This is a genomic window from Variovorax sp. CAN15 (assembly GCF_030462475.1).
Lineage (GTDB): Bacteria > Pseudomonadota > Gammaproteobacteria > Burkholderiales > Burkholderiaceae_C > Variovorax.
Genome location: NZ_JASMRZ010000060.1, coordinates 1 through 21,945, shown reverse-complemented (window position 1 = coordinate 21,945; position 21,945 = coordinate 1). Strand labels below are relative to the sequence as shown.

Annotated in this window: 18 protein-coding genes and 1 pseudogene; 6 read left to right on the top strand and 13 right to left on the bottom strand. The window is 68.1% G+C overall.

The features are described 5' to 3' along the window. The first annotated feature begins 77 nt into the window (after positions 1-77). From QMO14_RS25380 to QMO14_RS25370, 3 genes are all read left to right on the top strand, one after another. Positions 78-3,482: an ATP-binding protein gene (locus tag QMO14_RS25380; protein WP_301510535.1), complete on the top strand. Its 3,405-nt coding sequence runs from the start codon at positions 78-80 to the stop codon at positions 3,480-3,482. Beyond that, positions 3,460-4,356 carry a response regulator transcription factor gene (locus tag QMO14_RS25375; RefSeq protein ID WP_301510534.1) on the top strand — a complete coding sequence of 299 codons (897 nt, stop codon included), beginning with the start codon at positions 3,460-3,462 and terminating at the stop codon, positions 4,354-4,356. Before QMO14_RS25380 ends, QMO14_RS25375 begins: the two co-directional genes overlap by 23 nt. 90 nt (positions 4,357-4,446) lie before the next feature. Continuing rightward, entirely contained in the window at positions 4,447-5,217 is a 771-nt protein-coding gene (locus tag QMO14_RS25370) for a TIGR04325 family methyltransferase (protein WP_301510533.1), read from the top strand. Between the two features lie 13 nt (positions 5,218-5,230). Here the strand turns inward: QMO14_RS25370 and QMO14_RS25365 are convergent, their stop codons facing one another. After that, positions 5,231-5,353 (bottom strand): hypothetical protein, encoded by a 123-nt coding sequence (locus QMO14_RS25365; RefSeq protein ID WP_301510532.1) that lies wholly within the window; start codon positions 5,351-5,353, stop codon positions 5,231-5,233. Between the two features lie 113 nt (positions 5,354-5,466). On the opposite strand from QMO14_RS25365, the gene QMO14_RS25360 reads away from it, so the two are divergent. Next, entirely contained in the window at positions 5,467-6,303 is an 837-nt protein-coding gene (locus QMO14_RS25360) for a substrate-binding domain-containing protein (protein ID WP_301510531.1), read from the top strand. Positions 6,304-6,493: 190 nt separating this feature from the next. Here the strand turns inward: QMO14_RS25360 and QMO14_RS25355 are convergent, their stop codons facing one another. From QMO14_RS25355 to QMO14_RS25335, 5 genes are all read right to left on the bottom strand, one after another. Then, positions 6,494-9,028 (bottom strand): response regulator, encoded by a 2,535-nt coding sequence (locus QMO14_RS25355; protein WP_301510530.1) that lies wholly within the window; start codon positions 9,026-9,028, stop codon positions 6,494-6,496. Continuing rightward, complete coding sequence (locus QMO14_RS25350; protein ID WP_301510529.1) at positions 9,021-9,479, bottom strand: response regulator; 459 nt, start codon at positions 9,477-9,479, stop codon at positions 9,021-9,023. The genes QMO14_RS25355 and QMO14_RS25350 overlap by 8 nt, the downstream gene beginning before the upstream one ends. Beyond that, positions 9,472-11,745, bottom strand: a complete 2,274-nt coding sequence (locus QMO14_RS25345; protein WP_301510555.1) for an ATP-binding protein — start codon at positions 11,743-11,745, stop codon at positions 9,472-9,474. The genes QMO14_RS25350 and QMO14_RS25345 overlap by 8 nt, the downstream gene beginning before the upstream one ends. Positions 11,746-11,848: 103 nt before the next feature. After that, complete coding sequence (locus QMO14_RS25340; protein WP_301510528.1) at positions 11,849-12,478, bottom strand: biliverdin-producing heme oxygenase; 630 nt, start codon at positions 12,476-12,478, stop codon at positions 11,849-11,851. Further along, positions 12,475-12,891 (bottom strand): response regulator, encoded by a 417-nt coding sequence (locus tag QMO14_RS25335; protein WP_301510527.1) that lies wholly within the window; start codon positions 12,889-12,891, stop codon positions 12,475-12,477. Before QMO14_RS25335 ends, QMO14_RS25340 begins: the two co-directional genes overlap by 4 nt. A gap of 163 nt (positions 12,892-13,054) precedes the next feature. On the opposite strand from QMO14_RS25335, the gene QMO14_RS25330 reads away from it, so the two are divergent. After that, entirely contained in the window at positions 13,055-13,807 is a 753-nt protein-coding gene (locus QMO14_RS25330) for a transporter substrate-binding domain-containing protein (RefSeq protein ID WP_301510525.1), read from the top strand. Between the two features lie 10 nt (positions 13,808-13,817). Here QMO14_RS25330 and QMO14_RS25325 read toward each other — a convergent pair whose 3' ends face one another. Continuing rightward, positions 13,818-14,237 (bottom strand): hypothetical protein, encoded by a 420-nt coding sequence (locus QMO14_RS25325; protein ID WP_301510523.1) that lies wholly within the window; start codon positions 14,235-14,237, stop codon positions 13,818-13,820. A gap of 68 nt (positions 14,238-14,305) precedes the next feature. Then, entirely contained in the window at positions 14,306-16,546 is a 2,241-nt protein-coding gene (locus QMO14_RS25320) for a M1 family metallopeptidase (protein WP_301510522.1), read from the bottom strand. A gap of 307 nt (positions 16,547-16,853) precedes the next feature. Here QMO14_RS25320 and QMO14_RS25315 point away from each other — a divergent pair, with 307 nt between their 5' ends. Continuing rightward, on the top strand, positions 16,854-16,988 hold the full coding sequence (locus QMO14_RS25315; protein WP_301510520.1) for a hypothetical protein: 135 nt from the start codon (positions 16,854-16,856) through the stop codon (positions 16,986-16,988). A gap of 213 nt (positions 16,989-17,201) precedes the next feature. Here the strand turns inward: QMO14_RS25315 and QMO14_RS25310 are convergent, their stop codons facing one another. The 5 genes and pseudogenes from QMO14_RS25310 to QMO14_RS25290 all read right to left on the bottom strand — a co-directional run. Next, the gene (locus tag QMO14_RS25310; protein WP_301510518.1) at positions 17,202-18,542 is read right to left on the bottom strand and encodes an MFS transporter; all 1,341 of its coding nucleotides are present in this window, start codon (positions 18,540-18,542) and stop codon (positions 17,202-17,204) included. A gap of 37 nt (positions 18,543-18,579) precedes the next feature. Then, positions 18,580-19,686 (bottom strand): porin, encoded by a 1,107-nt coding sequence (locus QMO14_RS25305; protein ID WP_301510517.1) that lies wholly within the window; start codon positions 19,684-19,686, stop codon positions 18,580-18,582. Between the two features lie 44 nt (positions 19,687-19,730). Then, positions 19,731-20,699: a PDR/VanB family oxidoreductase gene (locus QMO14_RS25300; protein WP_301510515.1), complete on the bottom strand. Its 969-nt coding sequence runs from the start codon at positions 20,697-20,699 to the stop codon at positions 19,731-19,733. A gap of 19 nt (positions 20,700-20,718) precedes the next feature. Beyond that, positions 20,719-21,774, bottom strand: coding sequence for an aromatic ring-hydroxylating dioxygenase subunit alpha (locus QMO14_RS25295; RefSeq protein ID WP_301510514.1), 1,056 nt, complete (start codon positions 21,772-21,774; stop codon positions 20,719-20,721). A 22-nt stretch (positions 21,775-21,796) separates the two neighbouring features. After that, positions 21,797-21,945 (bottom strand): annotated as a pseudogene (locus QMO14_RS25290) (molybdate ABC transporter substrate-binding protein); the annotation flags it as partial.

Genomic DNA, 21,945 nt, shown 5'->3' with positions numbered 1-21,945 from the left:
GACATCGGCGAAGAAAGGGCACAGGGAGCGCTTCTTGCTGTACCCGCCCCATGCAACCGCCGCCGCGACAAACCGCCATGCAATCCGTCTCCGGACAGAAGATCTTTCGCATCCGCCGCGACTACAACGCCTGGGTCGCGAACGAAACGCTGGAGGACTACGCCCTGCGCTACACGCCGCGCAGCTTTCGCAAGTGGTCGGAGTTCCGCGTGGCCAACGCGGCCTTCGGCGCCACCTCGTTCCTGGCGCTGGAGGCCATCGGCGGCGCCATCGCGCTGAGCTACGGCTTCTCGAACGCGCTGTGGGCCATCCTGGTGGTGGGGCTCATCACCTTCCTCACGGGGCTGCCGATCTCGTACTACGCGGCGCGCCACGGCGTGGACATGGACCTGCTCACGCGCGGCGCCGGCTTCGGCTACCTGGGCTCCACGCTCACCTCGCTGATCTACGCGAGCTTCACCTTCATCTTCTTCGCGCTGGAGGCGGCCATCCTCGCGCTGGCGCTGCAGATGTACCTGGACTGGCCGCTGTGGCTTCTGTACATGGTGTCGTCCATCGTCATCATTCCGCTGGTGGCGCGGGGCATCACGCTGATCTCGGGGCTGCAGCTGTGGACGCAGCCGATCTGGATCGTGCTCTTCGTCTGCCCCTTCGTCGCGGTGCTGGTGAACAAGCCCGAGCTTTATGCCGACTTCACCGGGCTGGTGGGCCGCACCTCCGACAGCAGCGGCTTCGACCCGCTGATGTTCGGCGCCGCCGCCACCGTGGCCTTCTCGCTGGTGGTGCAGATCGGCGAGCAGGTCGACTACCTGCGTTTCCTGCCCGAAAAGACCGCCGCCAACCGCGTGCGCTGGTGGACGGCGGTGCTCGTCGCCGGACCGGGATGGATCGTGCCGGGCATGCTGAAGATGATGGGCGGCGCGTTTCTCGCCTTCCTGGCGCTGCAACACGAGATACCGGCCAACCACGCGATCGAGCCCACGCAGATGTACCTCACGGGCTTCTCGTACGTGCTGCGCGACCCGGCCTGGGTGCTGGGCATCACGGTGCTGTTCGTGCTGGTGTCGCAGATGAAGATCAACCTCACCAACGCCTACGCGGGCTCGCTCGCATGGTCGAACTTCTTCGCGCGGCTCACCCACAGCCACCCGGGGCGCGTGGTGTGGCTGGTGTTCAACGTGGTCATCGCGATACTGCTGATGGCGCTGGGCGTGTTCGCCGCGCTGGAGCATGTGCTGGGCTTCTACAGCAACATCGCCATCGCCTGGGTCGGCGCGCTGGTGGCCGACCTGGTCATCAACAAGCCGCTGGGCTGGAGCCCGAAGACCATCGAGTTCAAGCGCGCGCACCTGTACGACATCAACCCGGTGGGACTGGTCTCGATGCTGATGGCGGCCGCGCTCGCGATGCTGGCCTACTCCGGCGCGCTGGGGCACTGGGCGAAGGCTTTTTCTCCCTTCATCGCGCTGGCCACCGCCATGGCGCTGTCGCCGCTGCTGGCCTGGCGCACGCGCGGACGCTACTACCTCGCGCGCAGCGACATCGAGCGCTGGGCGCCCGGCCAGAGCGTGAAATGCTCGGTGTGCGACAACAGCTTCGAGTCGGAGGACATGGCCCACTGCCCGGCCTACAGCGCACCGATCTGCTCGCTGTGCTGCACGCTCGAGTCGCGCTGCCACGACCGCTGCAAGACCGACTCGCGCGCGGCCGAACAGATGAGCGGCTGGCTGCAGGCGCTGCTGCCGCCGGCGCTCTCGGCGCGGCTGAACTTCCGCGTGGCGCACTACCTGCTGGTGGCGGCATCGCTCATCGCGCTGCTGGCCACCGTGGTGGGCGTGGTGTACGCGCAGGAGGCGCTGGCGGGCACCAGCGATCCGGTCCTGGCCACTGCTTTCCTGAAGGTGTTCGCGCTGCTGTCGGTGGTGGCCGCCGTGGCCGCGTGGTGGGTGGTGCTGGGCAGCGAGAGCCGGCAGATGGCGCAGGAGGAGTCGAACCGCCACAACAACCTGCTGGCGCTGGAGATCGAGGCGCACCGCCGCACCGACGCCGCGCTGCAGGCCGCCAAGGAAGCCGCAGAGGCCGCCAACCAGGCCAAGACCCGATACGTGGCCGGCATGACGCACGAGCTGCGCACGCCGCTCAACAGCATCCTGGGCTACTCGCAGATCCTGCTGAAGGGCGACTCGGTAAAGCCGCCGCGCGAGGCGGTGCAGACCATCCACCGCAGCGGCGAGCACATGCTGGGCCTGATCGACGGCCTGCTCGACCTGGCGCGCATCGAGGCCGGCCGGCTGCAGCTGGAGCCGGCGCCGCTGGCGCTGCCGGCATTCCTCGACCAGCTGGTGCACATGGTTCGGCCGCAGGCCGAGAACAAGGGCCTTGCCTTCGTCTATACGCACGCGGGCCGGCTGCCGCCGTGGGTGCATGCCGACGCGAAATGGCTGCGGCAGATTCTCATCAACCTGCTGACGAACGCGGTGCGCTTCACCGACAGCGGCACCGTCACGCTGCATGTGGATGCACGCCGCGAGGTGCTGCGCTTCGACGTGGCCGACACCGGCATCGGCGTGGCGCCGCAGGACCACCAGCGCATCTTCCTGCCCTTCGAGCGCGGCGCGGCCGGCCGCCGGCGCGGCGAGCCAGGCACGGGGCTGGGCCTGACCATCACCGGCCTGCTCACCTCGCTGATGGGCGGCGAGCTCAAGCTGGCCGCCACCTCCTCGCGGGGCAGCACCTTCAGCGTGCGCGTGTACCTGCGCGAGGTGGCCGACCCCGGGCCGCAGGCCGGCAAGGCGGGAGCCGTGCGCCAGCCCGTCTCGGGCTACATCGGCGAGCGCCGCACGCTGCTGGTGGTGGACGACCAGCCGGTGCAGCGCCAGATGCTCGCCGGCATGCTCGCACCGCTGGGCTTCGAGGTGCGCGAGGCCGCGAGCGGCACCGAGTGCCTCGACAGCCTGCGCGAGGAACTGCCCTCGGCCATCCTGCTCGACCTGACGATGGACGACATGGACGGCTGGCAGACGGCGGCGTCGGTGCGTGCCTCGGGCTTTCGCGAGATCCCGATCATCATCGTCTCGGCCAACATGTTCGAGAACCAGGCGGAGCGGCTGCGCGCGGTGGGCTGCCAGGCCTTCGTGGGCAAGCCGGTGATCGAATCGGAGCTGATCGCCACGCTGGAGCGCCACCTGGGCCTGGAATGGCTGGCGGCCAGCGACGCATTGCCGCCGAACACCCTCGACGACGGCGAAGACACGCCGCAGCGCCCCCGGCGGCTCGACCTCCAGGAAGACGACCGCGCCGAACTCATGCGCCTCGCGCAGATGGGCCACGTGCGCGGCCTGCACACCGCACTCGACCGGCTGGCCGCGGCCTCGCCCGCCGCGGCTGCCACCTGCACCTGGCTGCGCGGCATGGTCGCGCGCTTCGAACTCGACAAACTCCGCAACGCACTGGCAGAAGATGCAGACACCCTCGCTCCCTGAATCGCCTTCGGCCGAACGCCCCGTGGTGCTGGTGGTGGACGACGCCCCCAGCAGCCTCGGCATGCTGTGCGACACGCTGGAGGCCAGCGGCTACACCGTGCTGGTGGCCGCCGACGGCGAGGCCGCGCTGCAGCGGCTCGAACTGGTGGTGCCCGACGCGATCCTGCTCGATGGCCTGATGCCGGGCCTCTCCGGCTTCGAGACCTGCAGGCGCATCAAGGCCAACCCGGCGCTCGCGCACATCCCGGTGCTGTTCATGACGGGCCTGTCGGAGACCTCGCACGTGGTCGAGGGCTTCGAGTGCGGCGGCGTCGACTACGTGGTGAAGCCGATCCGCGCGCAGGAGGTGCTGGCGCGGCTGCACACGCACGCGCGCAACGCGCGCATCACCCGCATGGCCCGCGACGCTGTGGACGTGGCCGGCATGGGCGTGGTATTCGTCGACACGCGCGGGCGCATCGCCTGGCGCTCGCCGCAGGCCGCGCTGTGGCTGCATGCGCTCGAGGAGCCAGTGGCGCCGGGCCTGCTGCCCGCCTCGCTCGAAGCGGCGCTGGCCCCGGGTGCGGCCATAGCCGTGGGCACGTCCACGGGGATGCGGCTGTCGGTGCGCAACCTCGGCGCGGCGGCACTCGGCGAAACGATGCTGCTCTTCGCCGTGCAGCGCGAAGGACCTGCCGCGCGGCTGGCCGACGCGGCCCTCACGCCGCGCGAGACCGAGGTGCTCTCCTGGCTCGCCAAGGGCAAGACCAACCGCGACATCGGCGAGATCCTGGGCACCAGCCCGCGCACGGTGAACAAGCACCTGGAGCACATCTTCGAGAAGCTGGGGGTGGAGACACGGGCGGCGGCCGCGGCATTGGCGAGCGGTATGTAACCCACATGGGGTAACCGCCCCAACCGCACTGGGCTATAGCCCTCTCACGCTCCTGTTGCGCCCAGAATGGGCGAGCCAACGGAGAACGAGATGCTCACCAGCCTGCTGCCCCTTCCTGCCCGCGAAAGCGCGTACAGGCGCAAGTTCCTCAGCAACACCGACGAGAACCTCTTCATGGGTTCGTTCGAGAGTTTCGCCGCGGCCGAGGCCGGCGCGCCCTCTTCCAAGGCCGTGGGCTATGCCAACGCCGACGCGGGCGAGCTCTACAGCCCGCAGATCTATTTCTACGACTACCCCGGGCTCTTCTGGCTGGGCCGCTCCATCGACGCGGGCCTCACGCGCGTGTTCGACCTGGGCGGGCACGTCGGCATCAAGTACTACGCCTTCCGGCGCGTGCTGAGCTATCCGGAGACGCTGCGCTGGACCGTGTGCGACGTGCCCGGCGTGGTCGTGAGCGGACGCGCGATGGCCGTGAAGCGCGAGGCCACGCAGCAGCTCGGCTTCACCACCGACTACCGCGACGCGAGCGGCTGCGACGTGCTGTACGTGTCGGGCAGCCTGCAGTACCTGCCGGTGCGCATGGACACGATCCTTTCGGAGCTTGCCGTGAAGCCCCGGCGCATCGTGATGAACACCACGGCCGTGCACCCCGAGCGCACGATCTACACGCTCAACAGCATCGGCATCGCGGTGTGCCCCTACCGCATCCAGCACCACGACGAGCTGCTGGCCGACCTCGCGCGCTCGGGCTACCGGAAGCGCGACGTGTGGCGCAACGAGGGCAAGCCCATCGAGGTGCCCTTCGTCGAGGGCGGGGACAAGCCCTACTACGCGGGCTGCTGCTTCGATCTGGTCGACTGATCGATTCGGCGGGTCAGGGAATGACGGCCGGCAGGTTCCGGTCGGCCGTGTGGCGCTGCCCGGGCGTGATCATGCGCCGCATGCGCAAGTCGTAGAGCTTGCCCGCGGCGGTTGCGGGCGGCTTCCGGGCACCCATGCAGGCCGCGACGCGCCCCGGCAGCCTCGGGATTAACCCCGAATCCGCTGAGGGCCGAATGACAGGTCCGGCTTCTACGATGGCCTCTGAAGCCAACTTCCCCTGGAGACCTCGTGACGAAGCCCTTTCTCGAACCTGCCCTGTCCATCACCCGCCGCACCGCCCTTCCGCTCGTCGCGGCCCTCGCGCTCGCCGGCTGCGGCAGCCTCGGCACCGGCAGCACCGGCAAGCCCGCCGCGGGCGCCGACATCCACGTCATGACCTCTGGCGGCTTCACCGCCGCCTACAACGACCTGCGTCCCGAGTTCGAGCGCAGCACCGGCCGCAGCGTGAAGACCGCCTACGGTGCCTCGATGGGCAACGCCGAAGACTCCATTCCCAGGCGCCTGGCACGCAACGAGCCGGCCGACGTGGTGATCCTTGCGCGCCCTGCGCTCGACGCGCTGGTGGCCCAGGGCAAGGTGGTGCCCGGCAGCCAGGTCGACCTGGTGCGCTCCTCCATCGGCTTCGCGGTACGCAAGGGCGCGCCCAAACCCGACATCAGCACGATCGACGCGCTCAAGCGCACGCTGATCGCCGCGCCGTCGATCGCCTACTCGGCCAGCGCGAGCGGCACCTACTACGAGACCGAGCTGCTCAAGAAGCTCGGCATCGAGGAGCAGGTCAGGCCCAAGAGCAAGCGCATCCTCAGCGAGCGCGTGGGCTCGGTGGTGGCACGCGGCGACGCGGCGCTCGGCCTGCAGCAGGTGAGCGAGCTGCTGCCCATCGCCGGCATCGACTACATCGGGCCGCTGCCCGCCGAGGTGCAGCGCGTGACGGTGTTCTCCGCCGGCATCGCCGCCGCGTCGAAGCAGCCCGACGCGGCACGGCAGCTGATCCGCTACCTCAACTCGCCGGCCGCCGCGCCGACCATCGCGAAGACCGGCCTGGAGCCGCTTACGGCACGCTGATCTTCCGCAGCGCTGGCCAGACACCGATCGGCAGCGGCCCGGGGGGCCGGCGATCGTGCACTCGGTGGTGGAGGCCCGCGCCGGCAGCGCCGCACTCGGCGGCTCAGGCCTCGCACCGGTGCTGCAGGTGACTGCGCGGCTGCCGCCGGGCGCGGTGGCGCCCGAGGAGTGCCGGGGGCTTCAGCCAGCGCTAGCTGTTTTCGATCAGCTGCTTCACGCGGCGCGCCAGCACGTCCATCTCGAAGGGCTTGGTCATCACGTGCATGCCGGGGTCGAGGTGGCCATGGCTGAGCACCGCGTTTTCCGCGTAGCCGGTGATGAACAGCACCTTGAGGCCGGGCCGCGCGGTGCGCGCGGCGTCCGCCACCTGCCGGCCGTTCATGCCGCCGGGCAGGCCCACGTCGCTCACCAGCAAGTCGATGCGCTGGCGCGGCGACTCCAGGATGCGCAGCGCCTCGGTGCCGTCGCCGGCCTCCAGCGTGGCGTAGCCGAGTCCCTGCATCACCTCGACGATGATCATGCGCAGCGCGGGTTCGTCGTCGACCACCAGCACGGTATCGCCCTGGTCGGCGCGCGGCGCGAGCATGACCTCGGCGGGTGCCGCGGCCACTTCTTCCTGCATGTCGTGGCGCGGCAGGTAGATGCTGACGGAGGTTCCCTTGCCGACTTCGGAGTAGATGCGCACCTGCCCGCCCGACTGCTTCGCGAAGCCGTAGATCATCGACAGGCCCAGCCCGGTGCCCATGCCGATCGGCTTGGTGGTGAAGAACGGATCGAAGGCCCGCGCCACCACTTCCGGCGGCATGCCCACGCCGTTGTCGCTGACGGTGAGCGACACGTACTGCCCCATCGGCAGGTCGCGCTCCCGCGCGGTCCGGGCATCGATCCAGCGGTTGGCGGTCTCTATCACCAGGGTGCCGCCTTCCGGCATGGCATCGCGCGCGTTGATGCACAGGTTGAGCAGCGCGTTCTCGAGTTGGCCCGGATCGGCGTGCACATTCCAGAGGCCGACGGCCGCCACCGTCTCCAGCGTGATGTGCGGGCCGAGCGTGCGGCGCAGCAGCTCCTCCATTTCTGTCACCAGCCGGTTGGCGTTGACCGGCTTTGGCTCCAGCGTCTGGCGCCGCGAGAAAGCCAGCAGCCGGTGCGTGAGTGCGGCCGCGCGCTTGACCGCGCCCTGCGCCACGCCCACGTAGCGCTCCATGTCCGCCGGATTGCCTTGCAGGCCGCGCCTGCGCATCAGTTCCAGGCTGCCGCTGATGGCGGCCAGAAGGTTGTTGAAGTCGTGCGCCAGGCCGCCGGTGAGCTGGCCCACGGCCTCGAGCTTCTGGCTCTGGCGTAATTGCTCGCGCGCGGCGTCGAGTTCGGCGGCGCGCTCTTTCTGCTCGGTGATGTCGCGCGCGGCGGCATACAGCAGGCCGTCGTCCGGCACGGCGGTCCAGGAGAGCCAGCGGTAGGCACCGCTCCTGGTGCGGTAGCGGTTCTCGAAACCGGTGGTGCGCTCGCCCTGCATGAGGCGCTCCAGCTCGGCCTCGGTGTGGGTCAGGTCGTCGGCATGCACCAGCGAGCGAAAGGGCATGGCGCAGATTTCCTCGGCGCTCCAGCCCAGAACGGCTTCCCATGCGGGATTCACGCTCACGAAGAAGCCCTGTGCATTGGCCACTCCCAGCAGGTCCTGGCTCAGGGCCCAGGTGCGGTCGCGCTCGTGGGTGCGCGCCTCGACCTGGCGCTCCAGCGATTCGGCGAACGCCATCAACTCGATCTGCGCCTCGCGCCGAGCAATGGCCGAGCGCACCCGGTCGCCGACTTCACGAACGAAATCCAGTTCGTCGCGCGACCACACCCGCGCCTGGCCGTGGTTGAGATAAAGCAGCCCGACCAGCCCGCCGCGCTCGGTGAGCGGCATGTTGACCACCGCGCGCGCGGTGATGGCCTCCAGGGCACCCGCGGTGTCGCGGGTGCGCGGGTCCAGGCGCGCGTCGGCGAAGGCCACGGTCACGCCGCGGCGCAAGTCTTCGATGTAGGAGCCGTAGTCGCGAAAGTGCAGCAGGCCCGCCAGACTGGCCACGCCGGGGGCGGTCCAGTCGCGGGCGATGACGATGGTCTCAGCCACGGTGTCCACCAGGCCGTAGCCGGCCCGGTCCACGCCGAGGCTCCGCCCGAGCATCTCGGAGGCAGCATAGGCGATGTCGCCCGGCTCGTCCATGTCGCGGATGCGATCGCCGAGCTCCATCAAGGCCAGGCGGCGCGCCTCGGCTTCCATGATGGCCGCATTGGCGGCGTTCAGCCGGCGCTCCACCAGCCCCTTGGCACGCCGGTCATCGGCCTCCTTGAGCGCGCGTTCCAGCACCACCGGCAGCCGCGCGAGGCGGCCCTTGCTCACATAGTCGGTGGCGCCGCTCTTGAGCAGCTCGACCGCGTTGTCCTCGCCGATCACGCCCGAGACGAAGATGAAAGGCGTTTCCGGCGCCATGCGGCGCGCCACCTCCAGCGCATGCGCACCGGAGAACCCCGGCAGTTCGTAGTCGGACAGGATCAGCGAGAAGCCGCCCGTGTTCAGCGCGTCGACGAAGCCACGCTCGTCGCGCACCACGTGGAGCCTGGCCGACGGCATGGCTTGCGCCAGCGCCTCGGTCAGCAGCTCGACGTCGAAGCGCGAGTCTTCGAGGATCAGTACGCCCGGAGGCTGCGGATTCGCGGCAACGACGCCGCCCGCGTCACTCATGTTTGCGCGCCGCCTTCAGCGAACCCGGCGGCGGCTCGTTGAGCACGGCCCAGAACACGCCGAGCTCCGCAATGGCCGACACGAAACGATCGAAAGCCACCGGCTTGACCACATAGGCGTTGACGCCCAGCTCGTAGCTGTGCAGCACGTCCGACTCTTCCTGCGACGAGGTGAGCATCACCACCGGAATGCTGCGCAGAACCGGATCGGCGCGCACCGCCTGCAGCACTTCGAGCCCGGTGACCTTGGGCAGCTTCAGGTCCAGCAGGATCACCGCCGGGTTGCCTTCGGCGCGGTCCGCATGCTCGCCTTCACGGTGCAGATATTCGAGCGCCTGCGCACCGTCGCGCAGCACGATCACGTCGTTCGCGAGCTGGCTGCGCTCCAGCGCGATGAGGGTGAGTTCGAGGTCTCGCTTGTCGTCCTCGACAAGCAGGATCGGCTTAAGCATTTCCTTCTCCATTGGCGGCCGGCGCCAACGAGGCGGCCGCGTTGTCGGGGCCTTCGCGCGGAAGGATGAAGCCGAAGCTCGCTCCTGTGCCGATCTCCCCTTTTGCCCAGACCGTGCCGCCATGACGCTCCACGATCCGCTTCACATTGGCCAGACCGATGCCCGTGCCTTCGAACTCCTCGGCCTGGTGCAGCCGCTGGAACACGCCGAACAGCTTGTCGACGTATTTCATCTGGAAGCCCACGCCGTTGTCCTGCACTTCGAGCCCGTCGCCCAGGTCGCCGCGGATGGCGCGCACCGTGATGCGCGATGGGCTGCGGGTGCGCGAATACTTGAAAGCGTTCGCCAGCAGGTTGCGCACCGCCACCTGCAGCAGCAGCGGGTCGGCACAGAGGATCGGCAGGTCGGCGTCGATCTGCCATTCCACCTTGCGCCGCGGTTCCAGCCGCGTCAGCTCGCGCACCAGGCCCTCGACCAGCGATGCGCTGTCGACCTGCCGCTGCTTGAGCGCGGAACGGCCCATGCGAGAGAAGTCGAGCAGCGCGTCGACCATCTGCCCCGCGAAGGCGGCGGCGTCCTTGACGTGCGAAAGATAGCGGCGCGCCCTTTCGCTCAGCTGCTTGCCCTCGGTCTGGTCCACCAGGTCGACGTAGCCGGCAATGTGCCGCATCGGGGCGCGCAGGTCGTGCGACACGGTATACGAGAAGGCCTCCAGCTCCTTGTTGACGCGGCCCAGTTCGGAGGCCACCGAGGCCAGCTCCTCCGCGCGGCGCAGCACGATGCCGATCAGCGCCTGGCGCAGTTCGGCAGCCGCGCCGACCTCGGCCGCCGACCAGGGCGTGGAGCGTCCGCGGATGTGCTCCACCCAGCTCGCGAAGCTCAGGCGCGGATGCATGCGGCCGTCGACCAGGCCCTGCGGTTTCTGCGGGTCGCCGGCCCAGCGGACCGTCTGCACGATCTCGGGCCGGAACCACAGGATCAGGTGCCGGTGCACCTGCGAGATGGAGATGGCGAGCACGCCCGCCGCCACGTCGATGAACTGCGCCGCGGGTGCGAAGTGCGCGGCCAGCGCGTCGCTCTCGTAGACCTCCATGCCCAGCCCGGCGATCCAGGCCGCCAGTTCCTGCACGTGCGCGCGCGCCGGCACGTCGCCCACGCACCACACCTCGTCGTCCAGTACCACGGCGGCGCCGGTGGCGCGCATCACGCGCAGCATCAGCGAGACCTCGGCGGTGAGTTGCTGCAGGGTGGCGTCGCTGTCGGACAGGTGCGAGACGATCTGCAGCGTGAGTTGGCGCAACTCGAGCCGCTCGGCCACCTCGCCGTTGCTCTCCTTCGACTGGATCTGCAGCGACAGCAACTGGCCCAGGTGCTCGCACGCGAGCCGCGTGCCCGTGTCGAGGAAGCGCGGAGCGTGATCGTGGCAGGAGATCAGCCCCCAGAGCTTGCCGTCGATGACGATCGACACCGACATGGACGCCAGCGTGCCCATGTTGCGCATGTACTCGAGGTGGATCGGCGAGACACTGCGCAGCTGCGCCTGGGACAGGTCGATGTCGGCGGCGGTGAGCCTGGCGTCGGCGGCACGCAGGCTCACCGGGCGGTAGTTGGCATCGGCGATCAGCCGGAAATGATTGACGAGGTACAGCGCGCGCGCCTGCCGCGGAATGTCGGAAGCGGGAAAGTGATGGCCGGCGTAGCTGTCGTAGCCGGCGTCGGCCTGCTCGGCCAGCACCTCGCCGTGGCCGGTGGCGTCGAAGCGGTAGACCAGGCAGCGGCCGAAGCCGGTGAGCCGTTTCATCTCGCGCGCGGCCAGGCCGCACAGCTCTGCGACGGTGGCAGCCTCCTGCAGTTGCGGCAGGAAGACGCGGCCCAGCGAGTAGATGGGCGCCTCGTTGCCGCCCGATGGCGAGGCCGCCTCGAACTCGACGATCAGGTGGTTCTCGCTGCGGTGCGCGGCGACGTCGAAGCGGACCTCCTCCAGAGCCACCGCGCCGAGCGACACCGGCGACCCGCCGGGCGGCAGCGCCGGCAGGCTCAAGCCCCGCACAGCCTCCAGAGCGGCCGGGAGTTCCGCGCCGGGCCAGTTCTCGCTCCATGCGACGAGCGCCAGCGACCCGGGCTGGAGCACCAGCATGCGGCCGTGCGGCTGGATCGAGCCCGGCACGCGGATCGGCTCGAGGTCGCAATTAGACAGGTCGACCTGCTGGGGCTCGAGTGCCCGTGAACCGGCAGGAAGCTCGGTGGGAGTGGGGGGCTGTGGCACGTTGGACAAGGTCAGGCAGCGCGGCTCGCTCGGCGCGGGTTCTTCGAAAAATGGATCGAAAGGATCATGCCAGCGCGTCCTCGGCGATCTCGTCGGCGGGTTCCTACAGGCAGGCTGGCGTCAGCCCGAAGCGCGGCATGAGGGTCTCGAAGCCGGCCACCGCGCCGCGCCGGGCCGCCCCGACCGCCGCCGGATCGCGCAGCGCTGTCGCCAGTTGAGCGACGAAGTCTTTCCACTGCGCGGGCACGCCATCGGGCGCATCGACCGGCCGGAAGTAGCGCATCGGGTGGGGCGCCAGCCTGGGCCCCAGGCGCCTGAGCATGGCCATGCCACCGAGCTGGGAGCCTTCGAGCACGTAGGCCAGCCCCCAGGCGAACGCGCGTTCGCGGGCTGCTTCCGCCAGCAGCGGGGCAAGGGATGCATCGCCTGCCGCGGCGCGCCGCTCCCCGGCCAGCGTTGCGCCGGCGTCCTCCAGATCGAGCGCGAGGGCGGCCAGGCGCCGATCGGTGCGGCGCGCCACTCGGTCCAGCCCCGGATCGCCGGGGACGGCCAGCGCCTGCCGCATCGCATCCAGCCACGGACGCAGCGCGCACAGGTGAGCGGCGTAGTCGGCCAGCGATGCGTTTTCGCGGGCGATCGGCAGGCGGCTGTCGAGCGCCTCATGCAGTGCTTGGGTCGCATCGCGCAACGGACGCAGCACTTCGGCCACCGAGAGTCGGGCCGCGGCGTTCATGACAAGAGTCCTTCCAGCGGCTCGCCGCCTCGCTCCCGGCCTTTCTCCTTCAGGCTGGCGCACAGCGCGAAGAAACCGTCGAGCTCCACCGCTTTGTCGAAGACGGCGTCGGCACCCAATTGACGCGCCCAGTCGGCGATTTCGCCGGTGGCGTAGTTGGTGAGCACCACCACGCACTGCCCCGGACGGCTGCGTCCGCAGCGCTTGACGATGCCCAGCCCGGAGCCTTCATGCAGGAACAGGTCGACCACGAGCAGGTCCCAGGCACCGGGGTTCTCGGCCAGCCAGGCCACGGCGTCCTCCTCGGTGGTGGCAGTGCCGACCAGATCGATGTCGATCTCGTCCTCCATGGCGGCGATCAGGTTGTGGCGGATGTAGGCGTTGTCTTCGACAAGGAAAGTGGAAAGCGGCACGGGAGCGAAACTATTTCTTCTGAATGCCTCGAGCCTAAGCGAACCCGCGAGGCCCGGCCGGTGGGCGCGCTTCCCTACATCCGGTAGGAATTCCGGCAAGCCGGCCCGTAAACTGGCGCGCTTCCCCATCTTCCACAGCGGCGCCTGCCGAAGAATGAACGCCATGACACAGCCTCAGCCGACGACGATCTCCCCCGCCCTCGTTTCAGCCTTCGCGCCCGGCGGCGCGTTGCGCGCCTCCATCAACCTCGGCAACCCGATCCTCGCGAACAGGGCACCGTCCGGCGGCGATCCGGTGGGCGTGTCGGTCGACCTGGCGCGCGAATTCGCGCGGCGCCTCGGCGTGGCCATCGAGCTGGTGGTGTTCGAGAAAGCCGCCGCTTCGGTGGATGCCGTGAAGAACGAGAAGGCCGACATCGGCTTCTTCGCCATCGACCCCGCTCGCAGCGAGGGGCTGCTGTTCACCGCGCCGTACGTGCTGATCGAGGGCAGCTATCTCGTGCCCGAAGCCTCGGCGCTCACCGACAACGCGCAGGTCGACGCCGAGGGCCATCGCATCTCCGTCGGCGCGGGCAGCGCCTACGACCTGTTCCTGACGCGCGAGATCAAGGCGGCCGGGATCGTCCGCCTCCAGGGCGCAGGACCTGCCCTTGCAGCACTGCGCTCCGGCGAAGTCGAAGTGGCGGCCGGCATCCGCCAGATGCTCGAGGGCGAGGCGAAGCTCGCACCCGGCGTGCGCGTGCTGCCGGGGCGCTTCATGGTCATCCAGCAGGCCATGGGTACGCCCGCCAGCCGTGGCGCCGAAGCGCAGACGCTGCTCGCGGCCTTCGTCGAGGAGATGAAGGCCAGCGGCTTCGTGGCCGATGCGCTGAAGCGCCACCACATCGAGGGCGCGAGCGTGGCGCCCGCCGCCTGAGCTCGCTGCTTCAGAGCTTGTACGCCTCCACCGGCCCGCGCGAATAGAAGAGGAAGTAGCCGGTCGAGGTCTGGAAGCCGTTCTTCCGCCAGCCCGCCGGCACCTTGAAGATGCCGAGCTGCTCGCTCGCCACGCCGACGAAGGCGGTGTTCTCCTGGTCGGTGGTGATGCGGCTCCAGTGCTCGCGCGTCACGGGCTTCATCGTCATCTTCGGCTCGCTCCACTCGGGCGTGCGCACCTTGTCGCGCATCACGTAGCCGTCGCCCTGCCGTTCGATCTTGATGAGCTCCTTGAGCGCGCCGTTCTGCTTCACGGCGTAGGTGCCGACCAGCTCGGCCTCAGGTGCGCTGCTGCTGCCGCTGTTCACGCCGCAGGCAGCCAGCAGCAATGCCGATGCACCCACGGTCAGCCATTTCAATGCTGTGTTCATGATGGTCCTTGTCGAAGGGGCACGCGCCGCCGTTGATGCGGGCGGCACGTGCCGGGTTCAGGCGATGCTCAGCGCTTCTCGTTGTCGCGCAGCTTCAGGCTGCCCTGGAAGCGCAGCGCATGCGGGTACTCCTCCTTCTCCGCGCCGGTGGCCACCGCCATCATCTTCTGCTCGCTCACCTGCGTCTTCGCCAGCAGTGGCGCAGGCAGGTTCAGCACGCCCTTGATCTGGTCGTACTGCGCCTGCGTGATGCGGCCCACGCCCAGCAGCCGGAACGCGTCGCGCTCGATGTTCAGCAGCAGCGGCTTGTTGCCCGCGAAGTTCTGCGCCTTGGCCAGCAGCGCGCTCCACGAGGGGGCGCTGTAGTTGCTCACGTAGTAGTCCTGCCCGGTCGGCCCGGCCAGCACCGCGGTGCAACCCGGCAGCTCGACCTGCGTGCTGTTGCCCGACATCACGAAGGTCTTGCGCTGTTCCATCGAGTCGCCGTAGGCCAGCGTCACCGGAATGGTCCACGTCGATGCCGGGTACAGGTTCTGGTTGGGGAAAGCCTCCTGCGTGATGTTCACGTAGGTGCTGTTGCCCGCGCACTGCGCGTCCACCGTGAGCAGCGGAATGCCGGTCTGGCGGATCAGGCTGTCGCCGATCTCGCTCACCTTCTTGCCGTTGCTGGCCTTCTCCAGCGAGCTCCACAGGCGCGAGGGCGTGACGTTGCCGAAGGCGTAGTCCTTCAGGTAGATGCGCAGGCCCTTCTGCATCGCCTCCTCGCCGATGTAGTTCTGGATGGTCTCCAGCACGTGGCTGCCCTTGTTGTAGACGAAGATCGACGGGCTGATGAAGCCGAACGAGCCCGCGTCGTTGAGGTTGCGCTGCACCGGCACGGCCGTGTTCTTCAGGTCGGCCACGATCACGTTGTGCTTGTCGAGCACGTAGTCGGAGAAGCTGTAGTACTCGGGGTGGAACTTGATCGTGGTGCGCCTTTCGAACCAGCGCGCGAACGACTCGTTGAGCCACACGTTGTCCCACCAGTCGAGCGTGACCAGGTCACCGAACCACTGGTGCGCCACCTCGTGCGTCACCACCGTCACCGAATACAGCGTGGGCGTGTCTCCCGGCTTGGTGAGCACCGAGTCGGCGAACTCGAAGATCGAGCCCCAGTTCTCCATGCCGCCGAAGCCGGTGTTGGGCTTGTTGTCGTAGCTGTCGTTGGCCGCGACGGTGTCGAACTTCTTGAAGGGCAGCGGGATGCCCGTGTAGTTGTAGTAGTAGTCCATCGACACCTTGGTCCACTCCATCGCGAACTTGGCCCAGTCGGAGCGGCCCGGCGGCGTGAACCAGCGCAGCGGCATCTCGCTGCCGTCCAGCGGGTTCTTGAACTTGTCGGCCAGGATGTCGAACTTGCCGCCGCCGAAGAAGGTCAGGTACATCGGCATCGAGGGCGTCTTCTCGAATGCCACGCGCTGGTAGCCGTCGGGCAGCCTGGTCGCCTCGGTCTGCGCGCCGTTGGACACCGTCTTCCAGTCGCCCGGCACCTCGGCCGAGATCTCGAAGGTGTGGCGGAAGGCCGGCTCGTCCCACCCCGGGAACCACTGCCGCGCGTAGTTGGTCTCGCCCTGCGTCACGATGGCGTCGCTGCTCACGCCTTCGGGTGTCGAGAGGCCGACCTTGAAGATGCCGGTGGCGGCCGAGCAGAACGGGTTGCGCGCCACTTCGGCGGGCGGGCAGTACTCCGCGTCGGAAAACTGGATCTTGCCGTCCCACTCCATGTGCAGCAGGTACTTGCCCTTGGCGATCTGGCCGTCGTTCAGCCGCAGCTGCACGAAGTCGCCCAGCGTCTGCGGCGTGGGAATGAGCGGGATCGCCTCGCCGGGGTTCGACACCTTGCGCAGCGTGGTTCGGCCCTTGGCGAAGTTCAGGTTGTGCGCGGCGACGACGATGGCGTCCACCGGCTTGAGCACTTCGATCTCCACGTCGCCGCGACCCACGAAGGTCTTGAGCGCCGCATCGGGCCGGAACCACAGCTTGTAGTTGCTGGGCCAGACGGTGTCGGGCAGTTCCATCGGCCTGGCCGAGCGGTCGACGGATGAAGCCGAGTTGTCCGCGAGGTTGGGTGCGCCGTCGTCCGGAGCCTTCGCGGTGGGATCGGACACGGGAGCGGAAACCACCTGATCCGAAGGTGCGCTGAGTCCGGTGCCGGCACCGCCCAGCGAAGCGCCACCACTGTCTCCGCCGCCGCCGCAAGCCGTGAGGACGGCAAGGGTCACCGCGGTGATGGCAAGATGATTGACCACGGGTGTATTGAATCTTTTCATGATCGCCTCTGAGTACTCTTGGTAAGAAGAAACATGCGCCGCCTTCGCATGCGCCGGCGGATAGCCTGCGATGCGCAAGACGCGCGCGGTGATGAGTGAGATGGACAACGGGGGAATCGGGAAGAAACGGGCAACAAGGTGCCCTCCCGGCGAACTCAGGCGTTCGTCAGGACCACACAGTCATGCAGGGTCACACCGCGCGCGAAGCGGCGGTCCCAGGATTCGTGGGGTGAGCGGTTCCATTCCCGTCGATCGCGGGTGATGGGATGCGGAGGCGGGCTTGTAGCGCGAAGGCCTTCGTCAGTGCATGCGCATCGTCGGCGCGATGCACTTGCACGAAGCGGAAACAGTGCTGGCCGTGTTGGCGATGGCAAGACTTGCTGCGGCTCTTGTCGTTGATTTCACGCGCATTCCCTCGTCCATTGATGTCACGCAGTTGTAGCTGATGGACGCTGTGCGCTCAACGAATCGCGGAACTTTTCTTTCTCAAAATGTTCGCGCGCCATAGGCCGAATGGCGTCATGGCATGCGGTGCATGCCATGCAATACGAAGATGGTTCAGCCGCCGAAACACCTGCTCACGCAGATGACGGAAAACGGCACGCGGCACTGTGACGCGACGGCCACAGTACGAAGGTACAAGCCTTCGAAAAGCCTATGAAAGCTGTGAACCAGAGACTGTGTGCGCGCCGTGCGAGCGGTCGCGCAGCCACAGCATGAAGCCGCAGCCGAACACCACGATCTGCGTGCCGATGAGCAATGCAAAACCAGCGAAGAAACCGGAGGCCGACGAAGCCGCCGATGCAGCGGGACTGGCGCCCACGCCATGCGACATTGCGCCGATCACGCCGCCCATCAGCGCCGGCATGAAGCCCGCCACGAGGCTGCCCACGCCGTTGGTCACGCCGAAGGCACTGGCCGTGTGCTCGGGCCGCGAGCAGTACTGCACCGTGCTCGGAATGGCGGGGCTCTGCAGGCCCCAGAAGAAGTTGGCCGCCACCAGACAGCACGCCGCCGCATACGGGTCTTGCGCATTGATGGCCATCAGCACCGACAGCGCCACGCCCACGCTCGCGCCCATGAAGATGAAGGGCACGCGCTCGCGCCCCACCTTGTCGATCAGCACGCCGCCCACGAACACCGCGAGCACGGTGGCGTACTGCGGCAGCGAGGCCAGCCAGCCCATCTCGCGCATCGAGAAGCCGCGCGCCTCGCGCAGGTAGGTCGGCAGCCAGTTGCTGCTGCCCCAGAGGTAGGCCAGCGCCGCCGAGGTCAGCAGCGTGATGAGGAACAGGTGCCGCGTCTGCAGCGCGCCCTTCACGATGCCGCCCACGCGCGACATCGCCTCGCCGAAGGACGACGGCTTCACGCCATCGCCATGTCCCGCCGGCATGCGCACGAAGGCCAGCACCAGCGGAATGCCGAGCGCGATGTTCAGCACGCCGAGCACGTGGAAGGAGCTGTCCCACGCGAACTGCGTGAGCAGCCAGCCCACCAGCGGATAACCGATGGCCAGCCCCATTCCCGTGCCCATGTTGACGAAGGCGTTGGGCTTGCCGTTCTCGTCGCTGCGGAAGTGCGCCTTGATGTACGCCGAGGCCAGAGAGAAGAGAGGCCCCTCCGACACGCCCAGCAGCACGCGCGAGGCCAGCAACAGGCCGTAGCTGTGGAACATCGGCGAGGCCCATGTCACCACGCCCCAGAGGATCAGCCCGTAGACCAGACTGCGCCGCACGCCGAAGAGCGCCGAGCAGAACGGCGTGAGCACGAAGGCCGACACGCCATAGCCCAGCATGAAGGCCGTTGCCAGGAAGCCCTGGCTCACGCGGTCGGTGGCCGCGAGGCCCACGTGGTTGAGGAAGGCCGCGTCGGTGATCAGCACCGCGATGTTGATGCGGTCCACGTAGGAGATGGCGACGATCACGAACAGCGTGATGACGCCGTACCACCGAAGGCTCTTGTCGTTCTTGCTGCTGTTGTTGCTGCTGTTCTGCATGGCCGGTCCTGCCAGGTGAGGGTGAAAGGGCGCGCGCCTAGAACATGTGGCGCATGCCGAACTCGGTGCCGCTGGAGGCACGGTTCGGCGCGGTGATCGCGCCCGAGAGCGCCTGCGATGCACCGTTGCTGTTGCTGATGCGCGCGATGGTTGCGTACAGCGCCGTGCGCTTGGAGAGGTTGTGCACATAGCCGATGGCCAGCTTCGACGAGGTGGGCTTCAGCAGCGCGCCCGCTGGCTCCAGCCGGTAGCGCGCATATGAGGCCTTGATCTCGCCGGGCCCGATGGGCAGCTGGAAGCCGATCAGCACGCCCTTGGCATCGGTGGTGCCCTTCGACTCCTTGTACAGCTCGCTCGTGAGCTTGAGGTTCATGAGCGAGGCATCGAAGGTGTAGGAGGCGCCGAGGTTGGTCACGCGCAGGTCGCCGCTCGCATAGCGCGTGCGGCCGGTGGCCAGCGCGATGTTGAGGCCACCGCCCTGGTAGCCGAAGCGCGCGCCGGTGTGGTCGCCGTCGTGCCTGTTCGACACCAGCGTGCCCGGCAGCACCGATCTGGAGTCGTTCTCGCCCATGGCATACATCACCTGCCCATAGAAACCGCCGAGGCTGGCCGGCAGCAGGTAGCCGATGCTGTTCGATGCGCGCGTTCCCGTGGGCGCGACGAGACCGCCCAGGCTCGAGAAGTAGATCTGGTTGGCGCCGATGCCACCGCCCGTGCCGAAGGGATCGAAGATGGCGGTGTTCCAGAAGGCCGGCACGTAGTCGCGGCCGAGCCGCACTTCGCCGAAGGGACCGGCCAGGCTCACAGTGGAGCGGCGGTTGAAACTCAGCACGCCCGCCGGCCCGTTGCCGCTGGCTTGGTTGTTCGAGTTCGAAGGAAAGCCCAGTGCGCTGTCGTTCTGAAGGCCCATCTCGAGCCAGAAGTTGGCCGAGTAGCCGCCGCCCAGGTCCTCGGTGCCGCGAAAGCCCAGGCGGCTGAACATGTTGCCGCTGTTGGTCAGCTGAGTTCTGCTGGCCGAACCGGCGCCGCTGCCCTTGGTGTAGGTGACGGCCGCATCGACCACGCCGAAGAGGGTGAGGGAAGATTGGGCCAGCGCTGCGCCAGCCCCGCTGGCCGCAGCCAGCGCGATCAGGTACTTTTTCATTGAGTTGTCTCGGGTAGTTTTCTTCTGTCGGCCTTCGGCCCTGTTCAGATGTCGAGCACCAGCCGCTCGCCCTTGCAGCGAGAGACGCAGATCATCATGGTCTTGTTGGACGCACGTTCGATCTTGGTGAGGATGCCGTCGTGATGGTCGATATCGCCCTCGAGCACCGCCGTCTCGCAGGCGCCGCACACGCCTTCCTTGCAGCTGTGATCGGGGTTGAGTCCGGCGTCGATCAGGCTGTCGAGGATCGACTTGCCCGCCGGCACCTCGACGCTCCTGCCGCTCCTGGCACACTCCACCACGCAGGCCTGCGAGGCGGCGCCCGATTCCACCTGCACGGCGGCGAAGCGCTCGATGTGCGCGTTGGCATAGCCCAGTTGCTCGCAGCTCTTCTCGAAGGCATCGAGCATCGGCGTGGGCCCGCAGCAGTAGTAGTGGCTCGAAGCACCCTTGCCCGACAGCAGTTCGGCCAGCCTGGGCGGCGCGCCCTTCTCGTCGTCGAAATGCCAGGTGAGCTGCACCGACTTCTCTTTGGCGAGCGCCTCGATGGCCTCGTAGAAGGCCGCTTCCTTGCGGGTGCGGGCGCAGTAGACGATCTCGACCGGCTTGCCGATGGCCACCAGCCGCTGCAGCATGCACCAGATGGGCGTCACGCCGATGCCGCCGGCCACGAGCACCGAGCGTTCGGCTCCCTCTTGCAGCCTGAAGTTGTTGCGCGGGGTCGAGATGGGCAGCGTCATTCCCACGCGCAGCTGCTGGTGCACGTAGCGCGAGCCGCCACGGCTCTTGCGGTCGTTGAGCACGCCCACCACGTAGCGCTGGCGGTCGCTCGATGGGTTGCACAGCGAGTAGCTGCGCACCAGCCCGTTGGGCAGGTGCAGGTCGATGTGGGAGCCGGCCTCGAAGGCGGGGAAATCCACCTCGGGCGTGGCCGGCCGGAACTCGACGCTCACGATTCCGTCGGCCTCGTAGCGCATGGTGTGCACCAGGGCGTTGAGCGTTGGGGAAGACATGGCGAAGCTCTCTCCCCTGTCAGGCCGCCGCGGCCTCGTTCGTTTCGGCGAGCTGTGCGACCGCGAGGTTGCGCATGTGACGGCGCAGTCGAACGATGCCCAGGTCGTGCTGGTACAGGTTCTCGTGCTGGTTGGCGTCGGCTTCCATCTCTTCGAGCATCACGCGGTCCTGCTCCAGCACATGCCAATGGCGCGCCTCCAGGCGGTTGCGGTAGAGGAAGCGCCAGGTGTCGCGCTGCCAGCCCGGCTGCAGCTTGCGCACGCGCCAGAAGAAGGTGGCCGTCATGCCCTTCACGATGGGCGAGAAGGCGCCGATGATGATGAAGTTGCCGCCGGGGCCGCCGGTCTTCGGGTACGGGATTTCGAGGCGCATCCAATGGATGCCGGTGTCGGCCCACTCGGTCCAGTCGAAGTTGACGTTGCGCTGGCCTTCCTTCTCGAACACGAAGCCGGTGTCGGTCTGGCGGATGCCGAACTTCGCGCTCGAATCGCCCTCGGCCATCGAGTGCGACTGCTTGTGAAGGTAGGTGCCGTGCATCGGGTCCATCACGTTGTCGAGCACGTAGCGGTAGTCGCCCTTCCACTCGGTGTAGCAGAGGAAGCTGCTGTACTCGCCATCGTCGGTGAGCTGCTCGGGCAGCACCAGCGGCGGCGGCACGTCCACCGGCTCCTTCGAGTTGTAGATGAACACGGCGCCCGCGCGCTCCTGCACATGGAAGTGCATCGTGGCCTTCGAGCCTTCGAGCTTGCAGCCGGGGCTGCCGGGCACGCGCGTGACCACGCCGTCGTGGCGCACTTCCACGCCGTGGTACGGGCACGAGAGCCGGTCGCCCAGCACCACGCCCTGCGACAGCGGCGCGCCGCGGTGCGGGCAGCGGTCTTCCAGTGCATGCAGCACGCCCTCGCCGTCGCGCCACAGCGCAAGCTTGCGGCCGAGGCGGCGCAGGGAGACGGGGTTCTCCTTGATGAAATCCGAGGGGCAGATCGGATACCAGAGGTCCTTCAGGCCGATCTCGAGCAGATGGTCGACCGGGTCCGCTGCAACGTTGCCGGCGGGTTGGATGGCGATGGTCATGATGTTCCTTTCCCTCTCAGGCCGCCAGCGCCTTCTGCCTGCTCTCGGCGACCACGGCGATCGGGTAGGTCACGGGCGTGTGGCCGGTGGGCGTGAAGGCGATCTTCACCTTGTCGCCGGCGATGGCTGCGTCGGTGCGGTAGACGAAGCCGGCCTCGGCCTCGCCGCGGC

Excerpts from the sequence above, each read along its gene's own strand:
- QMO14_RS25380 (WP_301510535.1), top strand. The coding sequence starts at position 78 with ATGCAATCCGTCTCCGGACAGAAGATCTTTCGCATCCGCCGCGACTAC.
- QMO14_RS25375 (WP_301510534.1), top strand. The coding sequence starts at position 3,460 with ATGCAGACACCCTCGCTCCCTGAATCGCCTTCGGCCGAACGCCCCGTG.
- QMO14_RS25370 (WP_301510533.1), top strand. The coding sequence starts at position 4,447 with ATGCTCACCAGCCTGCTGCCCCTTCCTGCCCGCGAAAGCGCGTACAGG.
- QMO14_RS25365 (WP_301510532.1), bottom strand. The coding sequence starts at position 5,353 with ATGGGTGCCCGGAAGCCGCCCGCAACCGCCGCGGGCAAGCTCTACGAC.
- QMO14_RS25355 (WP_301510530.1), bottom strand. The coding sequence starts at position 9,028 with ATGAGTGACGCGGGCGGCGTCGTTGCCGCGAATCCGCAGCCTCCGGGC.
- QMO14_RS25350 (WP_301510529.1), bottom strand. The coding sequence starts at position 9,479 with ATGCTTAAGCCGATCCTGCTTGTCGAGGACGACAAGCGAGACCTCGAA.
- QMO14_RS25340 (WP_301510528.1), bottom strand. The coding sequence starts at position 12,478 with ATGAACGCCGCGGCCCGACTCTCGGTGGCCGAAGTGCTGCGTCCGTTG.
- QMO14_RS25330 (WP_301510525.1), top strand. The coding sequence starts at position 13,055 with ATGACACAGCCTCAGCCGACGACGATCTCCCCCGCCCTCGTTTCAGCC.
- QMO14_RS25325 (WP_301510523.1), bottom strand. The coding sequence starts at position 14,237 with ATGAACACAGCATTGAAATGGCTGACCGTGGGTGCATCGGCATTGCTG.
- QMO14_RS25320 (WP_301510522.1), bottom strand. The coding sequence starts at position 16,546 with ATGAAAAGATTCAATACACCCGTGGTCAATCATCTTGCCATCACCGCG.
- QMO14_RS25315 (WP_301510520.1), top strand. The coding sequence starts at position 16,854 with ATGCGCATCGTCGGCGCGATGCACTTGCACGAAGCGGAAACAGTGCTG.
- QMO14_RS25310 (WP_301510518.1), bottom strand. The coding sequence starts at position 18,542 with ATGCAGAACAGCAGCAACAACAGCAGCAAGAACGACAAGAGCCTTCGG.
- QMO14_RS25305 (WP_301510517.1), bottom strand. The coding sequence starts at position 19,686 with ATGAAAAAGTACCTGATCGCGCTGGCTGCGGCCAGCGGGGCTGGCGCA.
- QMO14_RS25300 (WP_301510515.1), bottom strand. The coding sequence starts at position 20,699 with ATGTCTTCCCCAACGCTCAACGCCCTGGTGCACACCATGCGCTACGAG.
- QMO14_RS25295 (WP_301510514.1), bottom strand. The coding sequence starts at position 21,774 with ATGACCATCGCCATCCAACCCGCCGGCAACGTTGCAGCGGACCCGGTC.